This is a genomic window from Haladaptatus sp. AB643, assembly GCF_024136975.1.
Classification (GTDB): Archaea; Halobacteriota; Halobacteria; order Halobacteriales; family Haladaptataceae; genus Haladaptatus.
Genome location: NZ_JAMYJW010000001.1, coordinates 210,871 through 224,558 on the forward strand (window position 1 = coordinate 210,871; position 13,688 = coordinate 224,558).

Sequence of the window (13,688 nt, forward strand, 5' to 3'; positions counted from 1 at the left end):
AGAACCCTCCGTAAGCGGGGGCTTGGGTATTTGCGCCTCGCGTGCATACTACAATACATAATGAACGAAGGAACGGAAGCCGACCACGACATCGGCGAACCGAGCGCACAGTGGCGCGAATATCAGGGCGCGCCGACCGGAACGGACATCGAATGTAGGGGATGGCGACAGGAGGCGGCCCTCCGCATGCTGAACAACAACCTCGACCCGGACGTCGGCGAGAAACCGGAGGAACTCGTCGTCTACGGCGGGACGGGGCGGGCGGCCCGTTCATGGGACGCCTACGACGCCATCATGGCCGAACTGCGCGAACTGGACGACGACGAAACGTTGCTGGTTCAGTCCGGGAAACCCGTCGGACGGTTCACGACGCACGAACGCGCGCCGCGCGTTCTCATCGCCAACTCCAACATCGTCGGCAAGTGGGACGACTGGGAGCACTTCCACGAACTCGAAGCCAAGGGCCTCATCATGTACGGCCAGATGACCGCCGGGTCGTGGGCGTACATCGGCACGCAGGGCATCATTCAGGGCACCTACGAGACGTTGGCCGCGCTCGCGGACGAACACTACGATGGCGACCTCACCGGTAAAATCGTCGTCACGGGCGGACTCGGTGGCATGGGCGGTGCCCAACCGCTCGCCGTGACGATGAACCATGGCGTCTGCATCGCCGCCGAAGTGGACGAGCACCGAATCGACCGCCGCATCGAGACCGGCTATTGCATGGAGAAGACGGACGATTTGGACGAAGCCATCGAGAAAGCAAAGGACGCCGCGGAGGCCGGAGAACCGTACTCCGTCGGCGTTCACATCAACGCGGCCGACATGCTGGAAGGGATGCTGGAACGGGAGTTCGTCCCCGACGTCATCACCGACCAGACGAGCGCTCACGACGAACTGGAGGGCTACTACCCGTCCGGGTACACTGTCGCGGAGGCCGACGAACTCCGTGATGAGGATGCCGAAAAGTACGTCGAGGAGAGTCTCGACACGATGGCCCGTCACGTGCAGGGTATCCTCGACATTCAGGACGCGGGTGCGGTCGCCTTCGAGTACGGCAACAACATCCGCGGGCAGGTGAAAGAACACCGGGACATGCAGCACGCGTTCGACTTCCCCGGATTTGTCCCCGCTTACATCCGTCCGCTGTTCTGCCAGGGCAAGGGGCCGTTCCGCTGGGCCGCGCTCTCGGGCAACCCGGACGACATCCACCGAACCGACGAGGCCGTCGTGGAACTGTTCCCTGAAAAGGAGCAACTCCACCGCTGGATCGACCTCGCACGGGAGGAGGTCGAGTTTCAGGGGCTTCCCTCGCGGGTTTGTTGGTTGGGCTATGCAACGAGCGATGCTCCAAAAGAGCATCGAAACGGAGGCGGCTCTGCCGCCGAAGGCGACGACGACGGCCTTACCGAACGCGCCCGCTTCGCCCTCCGCATCAACGAACTCGTCGCGGACGGCGAAATCGAGGCCCCCATCGTCGTCACCCGCGACCACCTCGACGCGGGGTCGGTCGCCAGTCCCAACCGCGAAACGGAGGCCATGCGCGACGGCTCCGACGCCGTCGCCGACTGGCCGATTCTGAACGCTCTGCTGAACTGCGCGGCGGGCGCGGACATCGTCTCCGTCCACGACGGCGGCGGCGTCGGCATCGGCAACGCGCTCCACGCGAACAACCACGTCGTGCTCGACGGTTCGGACCTCGCGGCCGAAAAGGCCCGTCGCGTCTTCACGACCGACCCCGGAATGGGCGTCATTCGCCACGCCGACGCGGGCTACGACGAAGCGCTCGAACAGGCCGAGAAATCGAACGTCGCGGTTCCGATGCGTGATCGGACATGACCGGATTGAACCCACCGTCCGAATGGCGCGGGACTTCCGCCGACCCGAACGACGAGCAGTTCGGCGACATCGTGGAACCCATCGAAGAACTGGACGACGACGTGCTCGCCCAGTACGACGCGGTGCTGCTCGGCGAACCGTTCGACCACGCCGTCATCGGCCGCAAAGGTGCGGTGGACGGCCCGGCGGCGCTCCGCGAGACTCTCGCGGGCGTGAAAACCCACCACTTCGATGCCGGACCGGTCGAGTCGGTCGGCGACGTTGGCGACGTGATGCTCATGCTCGACGACGAGGGTGTGAAAGTCACCACCGAGTTGCTTCAGCGGAAGGCTGGCGTCCTCGCGAAGCGACTCCACGATGCCGATACGTTGCCCGTCTTCCTCGGCGGGGACAACTCGTTCACGTATCCGAACGCCGCACCACTCCTCGAAGACGGCTCGCTCGGCGTCATCAACTTCGACGCGCACCTCGACGTGCGCGAGGTGCGCGACGATCCGACCAGCGGTACTCCGTACCGTCAGTTGTTCGATGCCGGTCTCGATTCCTACGCCTGTGTCGGCGCGCGACATTTCGAGACGAGTTCGGCGTACGCCGATTACGTCCGCGAATGCGGGGGAGCAATCGTCACGGCCGAAGAGGTCGGCGATGATTCGGTTTCCGCCATCGACACCGCGCTGGATTCGATGAGCGACGTGGACGCCATCTACGTCAGCGTCGACGTGGACGTGCTCGACGCCGCGTTTGCACCCGGCGTCAGCGCTCCGACGCCGGGCGGGATTTCCACCCGAGAACTGTTCCGGATGCTCCGCCTCGTCGCGGCCGACGACCGGGTCGCCGGATTCGAAGTCGTGGAATGTGCCCCGTCGCTCGACCACGACGAACTGACGGTGAAGGCCGGTGCACGAGCGATCGCACACTTCCTTTCAACGTACGGAGGTGGCAAATGACCGACTCATCACGATCCGACGAAAACGAGGTCACGGCAGTCGTCCACGACGCGAAACAGATCGTCACCATCGAGGAGGACGGTTCCCTCGGGATTTACGAGGACGCCGCACTCGCCGCGATAGACGGCGAAGTCGCACGCATCGGTGCGAACGGGCCAGTCACCCGCGAATACCCGCCGGAGAACGCAACCTATGCGGTCGATGCGAGCGGCAAAACCGCGATTCCGGGGTTCGTCGATCCCCACACCCACGCGCTGTTTGCTGGCGACCGCTCGGACGAATTCGAGGCGAAACTACAGGGCAAGACGTATCAAGAAATCCTCGCCGACGGCGGCGGTATCCTGCGAACCGTTCGCGCCACGCGCGAGGCCAGCGACGAGCGACTGCTGTCGAACCTGCTCTCGCATCTCGACACGATGCTCGCCCACGGAACCACGACCGTCGAGGTGAAATCCGGGTACGGACTCGACACGAAAACCGAACTTCGAATGCTCGACGTGATCGCACGGGCCGACGACCGCCACCCCGTCGATGTCGTCCCGACGTTCATGGGCGCACACGCGATTCCGGAAGGCCGGGACGCGGACGACTACGTGGACGAAGTCGTGGACGAACAGATTCCGGCCGTCGCGGAGCAGGGCATCGCGGAGTTCTGCGACGTGTTCTGCGAGGAAGGCGTCTTCACCGTCCCGCAGTCCCGCCGCGTGCTGAAAACCGGCGAGGAGTACGGCCTGACGCCGAAAATCCACGCCGAGGAACTCGCGCACATCGGCGGGTCACAACTCGCCGCGAAACTCGGCGCGACGAGCGCGGACCACCTCCTGTATGCAACGGAAGAGGACATCGACGCGCTGACGGCAGCGGAAGTGGTCCCCGTCCTGCTTCCCGGCACCGCGTTCGGTCTCGGTGCCGAGTTCGCCGACGCGAGGGCGTTCCTCGATGCGGGCGCACCGGTGGCGATTGCGACCGACTTCAACCCGAACTGCCACTCCCAGAGCATGGGCTTCGCCACGTCGCTCGCTTGCGTCGAGATGGGGATGACGCCCGCCGAGGCGCTGGTGGCGGGGACGAAACACGCCGCGATGGCGCTCGACATGCAGGACGGAGCAGGCACGCTCCAACCCGGAACGCCCGCCGACATCGCCGTCGTCGACGCGCCGAACTACGTTCACGTTCCCTACAACTACGGCGTGAACACCGTCGAAACGGTGCTGAAGGGCGGCGAGGTGGTCCATCATGAGTGAAATCGAAATCGACGGCGAATCGCTGACGCCCGAGGACGTGGAACGTGTCGCACGCGACGACGCGACCGTATTCGTCCCCGAAGACGCGAGAGAACGAGTTCGTACCGCACGAAAACGCGTCGAAGAGGTCGTCGAGAGCGGCGAAGCCGTCTACGGCGTCAACACCGGTTTCGGCGAACTCGTGGACGAGCGGATTCCCCCAGAAGATATCGAGACGCTCCAGACGAACCTCATTCGAAGCCACGCCGCCGGAGCGGGCCGCGAACTGACCCGCGAGGAAGTGCGAGCCATGATGCTCGGCCGCGTCAACGCCCTCGTCAAGGGTTATTCCGGCATCCGCGAAATCGTCGTGGACCAACTCGTCACGATGTTGAACGAGGGAATTCACCCGGTCGTCAAATCCCGCGGGAGCCTCGGCGCGAGCGGCGACCTCGCGCCGCTCGCGCACCTCGCGTTGGTCATCATGGGCGAGGGAACCGCGACCGTTGACGGTGAGAAACTGGACGGCGCGGACGCGCTCGAAACCGCCGAATTGGAGCCCATAACCCTCGCGGCGAAGGAAGGCCTGGCGCTCATCAACGGTACCCAGCTTTCGGTCGGCCTCGCCGCGCTCGCAGTGCTCGACACCGAACGGGCGATCCGTGCGGCGGACGTCGCCGGGGCGCTCACGACCGAGGTGACGATGGGAACGACCGCCTCCGCGGACCACGTCATCGCCGACGTTCGCCCGCACGACGGCCACGCGAAGACGGCACGGAACATCAAGCGCCTCACCGAGGGTTCCGAAATCGTCGAATCCCACCGCAACTGCGACCGGGTGCAGGACGCCTACTCGATTCGCTGCATGCCGCAGGTTCACGGCGCGGTTCGGGACGCCGTCGCCCATCTGCGTTCGGCCGTCGAAATCGAACTCAACAGCGCGACAGACAACCCGCTCATCTTCCCGGCCGACAGCGTGCATAGCCGCGCGAGCGGTGCGGGCGACGCCGCGGTGCTTTCCGGTGGAAACTTCCACGGTGACCCACTCGCGCTTCCGCTCGACTACCTGACGAACGCCGTCACGGAACTCGCGGCCATCTCGGAGCGTCGAGTGGACCGCATGCTCAACCCGAACATTCAGGAACCGCATCTCCCGCCGTTCCTCACCGAACACAGCGGCCTGCGTTCGGGCTACATGATCGCCCAGTACACCGCCGCCGCGCTGTTGAACGAGAACCGCTCCATTGGCCGCGCGTCGATGGACAACACGCCCGTCAGCGGCAATCAGGAGGACCACGTCAGCATGAGCGCCCAGAGCGCGTACAACGCGCGCCGTGCCGTGGCGAACACGCTCTCCATCGTCGGCATCGAACTCGTCTGCGGCGCTCAAGCCGCGGAATTCGTCTCCGATGGCCTCTCACACGGCGTCGGCACCGGCGCGGCCTACGATGCCGTTCGTGAAGTCGTGCCGCCGCTCACCGAAGACCGACCCATCCACGAGGATATTGCCGCCGCCGAGACGCTGATCTGGTCCGGATTACTCGACGAGCGCGTGGACGACGCGCTCCCCGAGCCACTGGATTAATCGGCCGTCGTTCCGCCCGAATCTCCCTCCGTCTCTTCCGGCTCGATTCGGGCTTCGGTCTTGGTTCCGTGACGGGGATTCCCCTCCTTATCGAGCGTCCAGACCCCGTGTTCCTCACATTCGAATACGCGACGAAAGACGGGCGTCGATTCTCGCCGACAGTTGGGGCACGGATGGACTGGTCCCTCCACCGAGGTGTCCGCTCCCATCTCCGCGTACACCTCCTGCCAATCCCCGCTGGGTGAAGTTCGCTCGTCAGGCATGATTTGATTCCGTGTGCGTGTAGTCGATATCGATACCCGGCGCTGTTCGACTGTATCTGCACGACCGACGACCGCTGAAATATTGATACTGTCCGCGTTGTTTCGGTGAGGACTCCCCGCCGCGCTACTGCATCGGCGGTTCGTTGTCGCCCGCTACCTCACCGGCGTCGTCGCTGGTGCTTTCATCGTTGGCACCGTCGTCGTTTCCGCCACTCGCGCCGCCGGTATCCAGGCTTTCGAGCGCCTGAATCGCGTTGTCGCGGTACGTGTCGATGGGTCGCTCGTACTGCTCTTTCGCCATCGTCGCGTAGCGGTTCGTCTCGTCGTCGAACGTTTCGATGCGTTCGAGCGTCCGCTCGGCGGTTTCGACCACCCAGCGGTCCCGCGTCGATTCGTCCACCACGGTGATGGATTCGGGGCGAAGCGAGACGTTCACCGTTCCGTCGTCCATCTCGAACGTCCGGGGCTTCCCGGCGATGGAGACATAGGCCGGTGCTTCGAGTTCTCGAAGCATGGCCGCGGCGTCGGGTTGGTACTGCCCCGCGTAGACGAAGAACGTGTCCCCGTTCGGGTCCACGACTCGTCCACGCCAGTATTCGCTGTCCTCGCCGACGTCCTCTTTTTCGGTGAGGGTTCCGACGACGAAGACTCGGTTCGCTCGCTCGCCCGTGGGGAGGAGCAAGTAGACCGGTGCGCGCTCGTCGTCCGATTCCTTGAACGTGTAATTCGCGTCGTTGAACTCCGCCGCGAAGGTGCGGCGTGCGACTTCTCGTGTTGGTGCGCCACTCATGTTACATCGACCTCGCTTTGGTAAGCGCCGCTTCCGCATCCACTGGTCCGGAGAGCAGTTCGACGTCGTTCGCCAATAGGTACCGACCCATCGTCGGTCCCGTCACGCGGTAGTAGTGGCCGAGCGTCATCTCACGCATTTCGTCGGCCACGACGGTGGTGTCGAGTGCGTCCATCGCCATCTGCTTGGCCTCCTCCAGTTCGATGCCGGTCAGGTTCTCGGTCGCCTCCTCGTTGAAGATGACCTCGTGAACGTCGAGGCCGTCGTCCAAGACGCCCTTGATTCGGAGGTCGAACTCGCCGTCCTGCTCGCCGTGTTCCGAACAACGGCCGTTCTGGAGGACGCGCGTGCAGTCCTCTTTGGGACAGCGTTTGATGAGGCCACTGCCGGACTGGATGTCCACCAGTGCACCCTCCATCTCGGTGCTGTTGTCGCCGACTTCGATGTCGGTGTCGAGTTCCTCGATGGTGGTCGTACGGTTGAGTTTCACCGAGTAGCGGCCCTGGTACTCGTCCGTGACCATGTTGCCGAGTTTGTAGACCTTCCCCTCTTCGAGTTCGGGGAGGTCGGATTTGGCCCACTTGGTGAACTTGATGGTGCCCGTCTCGTCGCCGAGGAGTCCGACTTGGCCCACGGAATCGCTCCGGGGGTCCCAGAGGTCGACGACCTTCGCGGTGAGGTCCACCCACTGCTCGTCGGTTTCGATGTCCTCGACGTGCACGTCGCTGGTGCCGCCGGTTCGAATCTCGTCGCGTTCGAGGCCAGCCTCGTCCAGATAATGGCTGGTGACGCTTCGCCGTGCCTCTTCCATGGGCACTTTGTACTCGTTGACGAGACTGTCGAGACGCGAGGCTACGTCGTCAACGGTTACGTCCAGATGGTCGGAGAACTGTTCGTGAATTTCTTCTGCGTGCTGTCGCACATCGGTCATGGTTGCTCCGTCTCCACTTCTTTTTCTATGGGAGACATACCGTGGTTGGTGCGGGATGGTATAAAAGGTTACGCGGGCAGAGCGGAAGTGAAAAGTGAACGCTTCGACCGTTACTGTCACCGTCGAACCTGTGTCCCCGAACGCCACTGAAGTAACGGATGAGGATTCAACGCACGCGACAATCCACACAGTTGTTCGGTGTCCGGTAGATCGAATTCGAAATCCATTGCCAATGGCGGTTCGCTCCACCAATCAACATTTGAACCCGCTTGCCCAAATGAAATATATGGACGACCGCTTCGACCGTTTCCTCCGAAACGTCGGCAAGAAGTACGCCGAGGCCCGCCAATCCGCGGACCACCAACTGAGCCAGGCCAAGGAAGCGTACCGAAACGCCCACGATACCGTTCTCGCCGACCTGCCGCGGGACGAACACGGGCGAGCGAAAATCGTCTGCCGACGACACGTCGATAAACGGGCCACACCGATCGATAAGGAGGGACGACCGAAGTGCTTCGACCCCGACCACCCCGCGTGTCGGGGTTGTCTTGAGGACATCCGCGAAGGAACCGTCGAAACGTGGTGATGGTGTCGAACGTCGAATTTCCCGCTCTTCTACACTATCCTGACGGAAATCTAGCCTGTTAGTCCGAAAAAACGGCCAGTCCGAGGCTCAGTACAATGGGCTGATTGTCGTACAAATATGATGTCTGTTATGTTCTCCAAATTCTGCCTTCGGCTTCTGAACGTCTCTACCTCTTTAAATCTCGGGAAAACGGTCTGACTCTTGGAACTTTCTTCAAATAACCAACACAACTTATATCCTTGGCTGGCGAATACGTGATTGGTGAAAATCAAATGAGCACAGAAGTACAAAGCAGTGGGGAGATAGTTTCGGACACCACCAAGCGATCGTGGCGTGCTTCGATGGGGGCAGGGGCGATTATCGCCGTAATCGGCGTCCTCGCCATCTTAGCGCCGTTCGCTGCTGGGGTTTCGTTGTCGATTCTGCTCGGGGCGTTGCTGGTGGTCGGAGCGCTCGTGCACGTGGCTCACGCCTTCTCGGGAGGGTGGAAGCGGTTCTTCGTGCAGGGTGTCCTCGCGGTCATCTACGCCGTTGCGGGCATTTCGCTCCTAGCGAACCCGCTCATCGGACTGACGACGCTGACCATCCTGCTGGCCGCGTTCCTGGTCGTCGATGGCGTCCTCGAAATCGTCATGGCGTTCCAGTCCCGCGGTGACCGTGGCTGGGGAGCACTCGTCGTGAGCGGCATCTGCGCCCTGATCATCGCCGCGATCATCTGGGTTGGATGGCCTGCCACCGCGGCGTGGGCGCTTGGCCTCCTCTTCGGCGTGAACCTGCTCATCACCGGCATCTCGATGATGTTCATGGCGCAGGGAACCCGAACCGAGACGCGCGAGGGAGCGTCTCCGGAGACCGAACCCCGCGGCGCAGCCTGAACACACTTTTTTAACCACGCGTTTTCGATAGGACGATTTTAGACACAAGCGAGCGATGCTCGGAACATGGACCGCCCGCTCGTCGCGCTCATCATGGCCGGAGGAACCGGGACGCGACTGTACCCCGCGAGTCGAAGCGATCGACCGAAACAGTTTCTCCCCCTTCTCGGGGACGATTCGCTCCTCTCTCAAACCGTGAGTCGGGCAGGCTTCGCCGACGAGATTTTCGTCTGCACTGCCGAGCAACACGCCGACCTCGTGCGAAACCACGCACCCGAAGCCGGGATTTTGATCGAACCGGAACCGAAGGATACCGGGCCAGCACTCGTCTATGCCGCACATCGAATCCGCGAACAGGTCGGCGACTGCGTTCTTCTCTGCTTGCCGAGCGACCACCACATCACCGGCGACTTCGAGACGACCGCTCGTCGTGCCGCGTCGGTTGCAGTCGAAACGAAGGGGGTAGTTACGGTCGGGATAGAACCGACCCGTCCGGCGACCGGCTACGGCTACATCGAACCCGGAACCGAACACGACGGCTACTTTGACGTCGTTCAGTTTCGTGAGAAACCCGACGAATCGATGGCGAATCGGTTCGTCGAGGATGGTTTCTACTGGAACGCGGGTCTGTTCGCATGGACTCCGGACGCCTTTCTCCAAGCCGCACGTGACTCGCCGCTTGAACCCCTCGTCACCGCGCTCGAAGACGGTAACCCGTCGGGTGGATTCGACCGCATCGAATCCACGAGCGTCGATTACGCCGTGATGGAACGAACCGACGAGGCGTACGTCGTCCCCGCCGAATTCGAGTGGGACGACCTCGGGTCGTGGGACGCGTTCGACCGGTTCGGCGACGGGGACAACGTCGTTCTCGGCGATGCGCTCACCATCGACGCGACGGGAAACATCGTCGCCGGGGACAAGCACGTGAGCCTCGTCGGCGTGGACGACCTCGTCGTCGCGGCCTACGACGACCGCGTGTTGGTCGTCCCGAAGTCGGATTCCCAGCGCGTACGCGAAGTCGTGGCGAAACTGCGGGAGGAAAACCGATTTTGACCCGGCCGTCAGATTTCTGCCGGTCCGCCCCGTATCCGGGACGCTATGGCTGACGTACCATCGATCAAGTCGGTCGAAACGGCGGACGAGTACATCCACGTCCGATTTCGCGACCCTGACGTGTTCGATACGATTCGCACACCCGACTGGGCCGCCAACGCCGCACGGGACATCTCCGAGGGAGCGGAGGTCCGCACCGGACGACGCAGCGGGAGCGACGACTGGGAAATCCAAAGCGTCCTCATCAAAAAGCAAGCGGGGAAGGAGAAAGCCCGCGACGAAGCGAAGGAAATCGCCGAGACGATCGAGTCCTAGTACAGATCGCAGTAATGGAACTCGCCGTCGCCGACTTCCTTCGTCACGGTTTCCCCGACCTCGACCGGGACGGCTGACTCGAATATCGGTCCATCCCGGACGAACGTATGAAATTCGCCGTTCTCGCCACAGGGGTCTACGCCGTCCGGTAAGTCGGCGAGGAACGACTCGTCGAGGTCCCGGCCTGCGAAGGAGGGGTCGAGTTTCGATCCATCGACCGTCACCACCGTCGCTTCGAATCCGGCGTCGAGATACGCCCGAATCTGTTCGTCAGTATCCGGGTTCCAGACCGGCCAACAGCCGTCGACCCCCGTCCCGGCGAGTTGTTCCACTCGATACTCCCGGATGTCTTCGAGAAAGAGGTCCGCGAAGGCGACACGCTGGATTCCCCGTGACTCGTACTCGGCCATCAGGTCCGCCATTCTGGACTCGTACTCTTCGTTCGAACAGTCCATCGGCAGTTCGACGTACCGAATCGGCACGCCGAGCGCATCGGCCTGTGCATCGTACAACTCCCGACGGACGCCGTGGATGCTACTCCGGCCGTTCTCCCCGATCGAAGTGAGTAACTCCGTGACCTTCCCCAGTTCGAACAGCGCGTAGGCAGCATCTTTCCCACCGCTCCAGGAGAGGACGGTCGTCGGCTCTGCAGTGAGTTTTCCCTCCGTCATTAGCTTCGCAGTTTTCCGCCGTCTATCGGCAACGCGACGCCGTTCACGAAACTCGCCCGGTCGCTGGAGAGGAAGGCCACGACGTCCCCGAGTTCCTTCGGGTCTCCCACCCTCTCCATCGGAATACCGTCCGCCCAGTCGGCGAGTCCCTCCTCGTAGCTATCGTACTCGCCACGTTCGAGGGATTGTTCCACGAGTTCCCGAATCCGCGGGGTTTCGTGCGAACCGGGAAGCACCGCGTTGACCCGAATATCCGGCGCGAACTCGCGGGCTTGTGTCTGCATCAACCCGATGACGCCTCGTCGAACTGCGTTCGAAAGCACGAGGCCGTCTATCGCTTCCCGTACGCTCGTGGACGTGATGTTGACTACGGTTCCCGCATCGCTGTCCACGAGATACGGGTGTGCCTGCTTCGTCAACCAGACGACGCTCATGACCAGTAAGTCGTAGGCGGCGTACCAGTCGCGTTCCGTTATGTCGAGAAACGGCCCGCTCGGCGGCCCACCGGCCGACGTGACGAGGTGATCGAGACCGCCGAACTCGTCCACGGTCAGTTCGATCAGCGCCTCGATTTCGTCCGGATCGGTGATGTCGGTCGGAACCGAGAGCACGTCCCCGCCTCCGAGTTCCTCGATTTCGGCTTTCGCCTCCTCCAGTCCCTCTTCACTTCGAGCGCAGATGACGACGTTGGCTCCTTCCCGCGCCAACGCCTTCGCGCTCGCCAAGCCGAGACCGCTCGAACTCGCCGTTACCAGTGCCGTGTTTCCCTCCAGTCCGAGGTCCATATTTTCGAATCCGCACGAACCGCTAAAACTCCTCGGGAGCGGATTTCCGAACCGTCACTTCCCCGTCGTGTGTCACGCCGATGAGGAGGGACGTCCGAACCGTCCGACCTTTGACCGCCTCCCCCGCTTCGTCGCTCACCCGTTTCATGAGCTCCGGGGCCGCTTGGTTCACCTTCACTCCCGCTTCGTCGCAAGCCTCGTACACCCACGACGGAACGTCGTACAGGTCGCTCTCCGGTTCGACTTCGATCCGGACCGGTGCGCGGAGCGCTTCGGCGAACGCCACCGTCTCGCGTGCCTTGCTGATGTTCTCCCGTGCACTCCCCTCGATGCTCGAAACGTTCGCACGCGAAGTACCGAGTCGCTCGGCGATGGTCGCTTGTGCTGTGCCCCGCTCACGGAACACCAGCACTTCCGCTTGTCGTCGTGTCAGGACACTCGTCTCCGCGTCGAATCCCGCTCGTCGGAGAATCTCATCGACGTCCAGTCGCTCACTCATTGTTCCCCCGACATGGTACGGCGTACGCCCCCCACCCGCAAATGACTGTCCACCCGTGGGTTATCCGCCGCCCCAGAAGTTGTCCCGACTTCCAAGGCGTTCCCGCTCACGGCGGCTCTTCCGCCGGTCGTCTTTGGCACTCGGCCTTTCCTCTTCGTCCCCTTCCTCCTCCTCTTCCGGATCCATCGGCAACCGTTCGATCGGGTCCGCGAGCGCGTGATTTCCCTTCACGTTCGTGATCTTCACCTTGGCGCGTGCATCGGGGAGGATGCCATCGACGAGAACGATGAATCCATCCTCCGTTCGACCCACACCCGACCCGCTCTCGTGGATGTCGTCGATCTCCACGACGACTTCCTCGCCCGGTTGTACGGGCGCGGTTTTCAGTTCCCGAATCGGTTGGTTGTAGTGATTGCACCACTCCGCGCCCCCGCGGTCCCCGTAGTGGTGGCACCCCATTCCGTTGATTCGTTCTTCGAAACTGGGGCAGTGGTCGGCGAGTGGACAGTCCGGCATGCTTCAGGCTATAGCGGCGCGTGCCTAAACACTTCCGCAACCTCTTGCCCCACCTTTTGGTGCGAGAGCGCGGCAGAGCCGTGCTCTCTGGCAAAATCTGGACCAAAAGCCTTTCCTTCCCGTTGGTCGGTCGTCGGTCCGGAACATCTCCGATTTTCCGGAGACATCGCCGATCTCCACGGCTGTGTCACCGGTCGAATTAATGTGGGTGTGGCCCAGTGAAGAGAGTGTGAATCCGGCCATTCGAAGTGCAAGGGAGGGTGATGCCCCGCAGTTGGTCGAACTGTATCGCCGGTCGTACGCGGAGAACGCGAAGATCGGTTTTCCGTCGAGTATCCTCGATTGTGACGAGGGAACTATCGAACAGTGGATTCGGAGCCGAACGGTGTTCGTCGCCACTCACGACGAGGAATTCATCGGCGCTGTCCAAATGATTCCCCGTCCCGAGTGGGAACTCCCCGAAATCGGTCGCCTCGCCGTCAGCCCCGACTGGCAGGAGCGGGGAATCGGCAGGACCCTGCTCGAATCGGTGGAGGAACACGTGAAGTCGGAGGGATGGGGAACGGTTCGCCTTCGAACGCTCTCGGACCACCCCTTCCTCGAAGACTGGTATCGTCGATGTGGCTACGAACGAGTCAGCGTGCAACGACTCGATAACCGTCCGTACGATGCTCCGATACTGGAGAAGAAACTGTAGTCAGGCCAACGGCGTTCGCTCGACCACTTGCCGCGTGCACCTTTTTACTTCGTCGGGTCGGCACAGCCGACCGCTCCTCGCAAAAATCTGCATCAAAAACATCCCTC

The 13,688-nt window shown here is 62.5% G+C and carries 16 protein-coding genes; 9 read left to right on the forward strand and 7 right to left on the reverse strand.

Going from position 1 to position 13,688, the window contains the following annotated elements; genetic code table 11:
• Window positions 1-60 precede the first annotated feature (60 nt).
• From hutU to hutH, 4 genes are read left to right on the forward strand one after another with little or no spacing between them, the layout of a single operon-like run.
• Window positions 61-1,842: a urocanate hydratase gene (gene hutU / locus NKF25_RS01075; RefSeq protein WP_253224895.1), complete on the forward strand. Its 1,782-nt coding sequence runs from the start codon at window positions 61-63 to the stop codon at window positions 1,840-1,842.
• Window positions 1,839-2,789 (forward strand): formimidoylglutamase, encoded by a 951-nt coding sequence (hutG, locus tag NKF25_RS01080; protein ID WP_253224896.1) that lies wholly within the window; start codon window positions 1,839-1,841, stop codon window positions 2,787-2,789. The genes hutU and hutG overlap by 4 nt, the downstream gene beginning before the upstream one ends.
• Window positions 2,786-4,033 carry an imidazolonepropionase gene (hutI, locus tag NKF25_RS01085; RefSeq protein WP_253224897.1) on the forward strand — a complete coding sequence of 416 codons (1,248 nt, stop codon included), beginning with the start codon at window positions 2,786-2,788 and terminating at the stop codon, window positions 4,031-4,033. The genes hutG and hutI overlap by 4 nt, the downstream gene beginning before the upstream one ends.
• Window positions 4,026-5,597, forward strand: coding sequence for a histidine ammonia-lyase (gene hutH, locus NKF25_RS01090; RefSeq protein WP_253224898.1), 1,572 nt, complete (start codon window positions 4,026-4,028; stop codon window positions 5,595-5,597). Before hutI ends, hutH begins: the two co-directional genes overlap by 8 nt.
• On the opposite strand, the gene NKF25_RS01095 is transcribed toward hutH, so the two are convergent.
• The 3 genes from NKF25_RS01095 to NKF25_RS01105 form a co-directional block, all read right to left on the reverse strand.
• Window positions 5,594-5,860 carry a hypothetical protein gene (locus NKF25_RS01095; protein ID WP_253224899.1) on the reverse strand — a complete coding sequence of 89 codons (267 nt, stop codon included), beginning with the start codon at window positions 5,858-5,860 and terminating at the stop codon, window positions 5,594-5,596. The two genes, hutH and NKF25_RS01095, sit on opposite strands and share 4 nt — an antisense overlap.
• A 124-nt stretch (window positions 5,861-5,984) precedes the next feature.
• Window positions 5,985-6,650 (reverse strand): RPA family protein, encoded by a 666-nt coding sequence (locus tag NKF25_RS01100; protein ID WP_253224900.1) that lies wholly within the window; start codon window positions 6,648-6,650, stop codon window positions 5,985-5,987.
• A 1-nt stretch (window position 6,651) separates the two neighbouring features.
• Window positions 6,652-7,581 carry a replication factor A gene (locus NKF25_RS01105; RefSeq protein WP_066140124.1) on the reverse strand — a complete coding sequence of 310 codons (930 nt, stop codon included), beginning with the start codon at window positions 7,579-7,581 and terminating at the stop codon, window positions 6,652-6,654.
• 286 nt (window positions 7,582-7,867) lie between these two features.
• Here NKF25_RS01105 and NKF25_RS01110 point away from each other — a divergent pair, with 286 nt between their 5' ends.
• From NKF25_RS01110 to NKF25_RS01125, 4 genes are all read left to right on the forward strand, one after another.
• Window positions 7,868-8,167, forward strand: a complete 300-nt coding sequence (locus NKF25_RS01110) for a hypothetical protein (RefSeq protein ID WP_066142338.1) — start codon at window positions 7,868-7,870, stop codon at window positions 8,165-8,167.
• Window positions 8,168-8,439: 272 nt separating this feature from the next.
• Entirely contained in the window at window positions 8,440-9,042 is a 603-nt protein-coding gene (locus tag NKF25_RS01115; protein WP_253224901.1) for a DUF308 domain-containing protein, read from the forward strand.
• Window positions 9,043-9,108: 66 nt separating this feature from the next.
• A complete protein-coding gene (locus NKF25_RS01120) occupies window positions 9,109-10,098 on the forward strand; it encodes a sugar phosphate nucleotidyltransferase (protein WP_253224902.1) in 990 nt (329 codons plus the stop codon).
• Window positions 10,099-10,143: 45 nt separating this feature from the next.
• Window positions 10,144-10,413, forward strand: a complete 270-nt coding sequence (locus NKF25_RS01125) for a hypothetical protein (RefSeq protein ID WP_253224903.1) — start codon at window positions 10,144-10,146, stop codon at window positions 10,411-10,413.
• Here NKF25_RS01125 and NKF25_RS01130 read toward each other — a convergent pair.
• Genes NKF25_RS01130 through NKF25_RS01145 form a run of 4 tightly spaced genes read right to left on the reverse strand, consistent with a single transcriptional unit; the run spans window position 10,410 to window position 12,884 of the window.
• On the reverse strand, window positions 10,410-11,084 hold the full coding sequence (locus tag NKF25_RS01130; protein WP_253224904.1) for an ATP-binding protein: 675 nt from the start codon (window positions 11,082-11,084) through the stop codon (window positions 10,410-10,412). The genes NKF25_RS01125 and NKF25_RS01130 overlap by 4 nt on opposite strands.
• The gene (locus NKF25_RS01135) at window positions 11,084-11,869 is read right to left on the reverse strand and encodes an SDR family oxidoreductase (protein WP_253224905.1); all 786 of its coding nucleotides are present in this window, start codon (window positions 11,867-11,869) and stop codon (window positions 11,084-11,086) included. Before NKF25_RS01135 ends, NKF25_RS01130 begins: the two co-directional genes overlap by 1 nt.
• A 22-nt stretch (window positions 11,870-11,891) precedes the next feature.
• On the reverse strand, window positions 11,892-12,368 hold the full coding sequence (locus NKF25_RS01140; RefSeq protein WP_253224906.1) for a Tfx family DNA-binding protein: 477 nt from the start codon (window positions 12,366-12,368) through the stop codon (window positions 11,892-11,894).
• A gap of 60 nt (window positions 12,369-12,428) precedes the next feature.
• A complete protein-coding gene (locus tag NKF25_RS01145; RefSeq protein WP_066140146.1) occupies window positions 12,429-12,884 on the reverse strand; it encodes a TRAM domain-containing protein in 456 nt (151 codons plus the stop codon).
• 229 nt (window positions 12,885-13,113) lie between these two features.
• On the opposite strand from NKF25_RS01145, the gene NKF25_RS01150 reads away from it, so the two are divergent.
• Window positions 13,114-13,581 carry a GNAT family N-acetyltransferase gene (locus NKF25_RS01150; protein WP_253224907.1) on the forward strand — a complete coding sequence of 156 codons (468 nt, stop codon included), beginning with the start codon at window positions 13,114-13,116 and terminating at the stop codon, window positions 13,579-13,581.
• Window positions 13,582-13,688 lie beyond the last annotated feature (107 nt).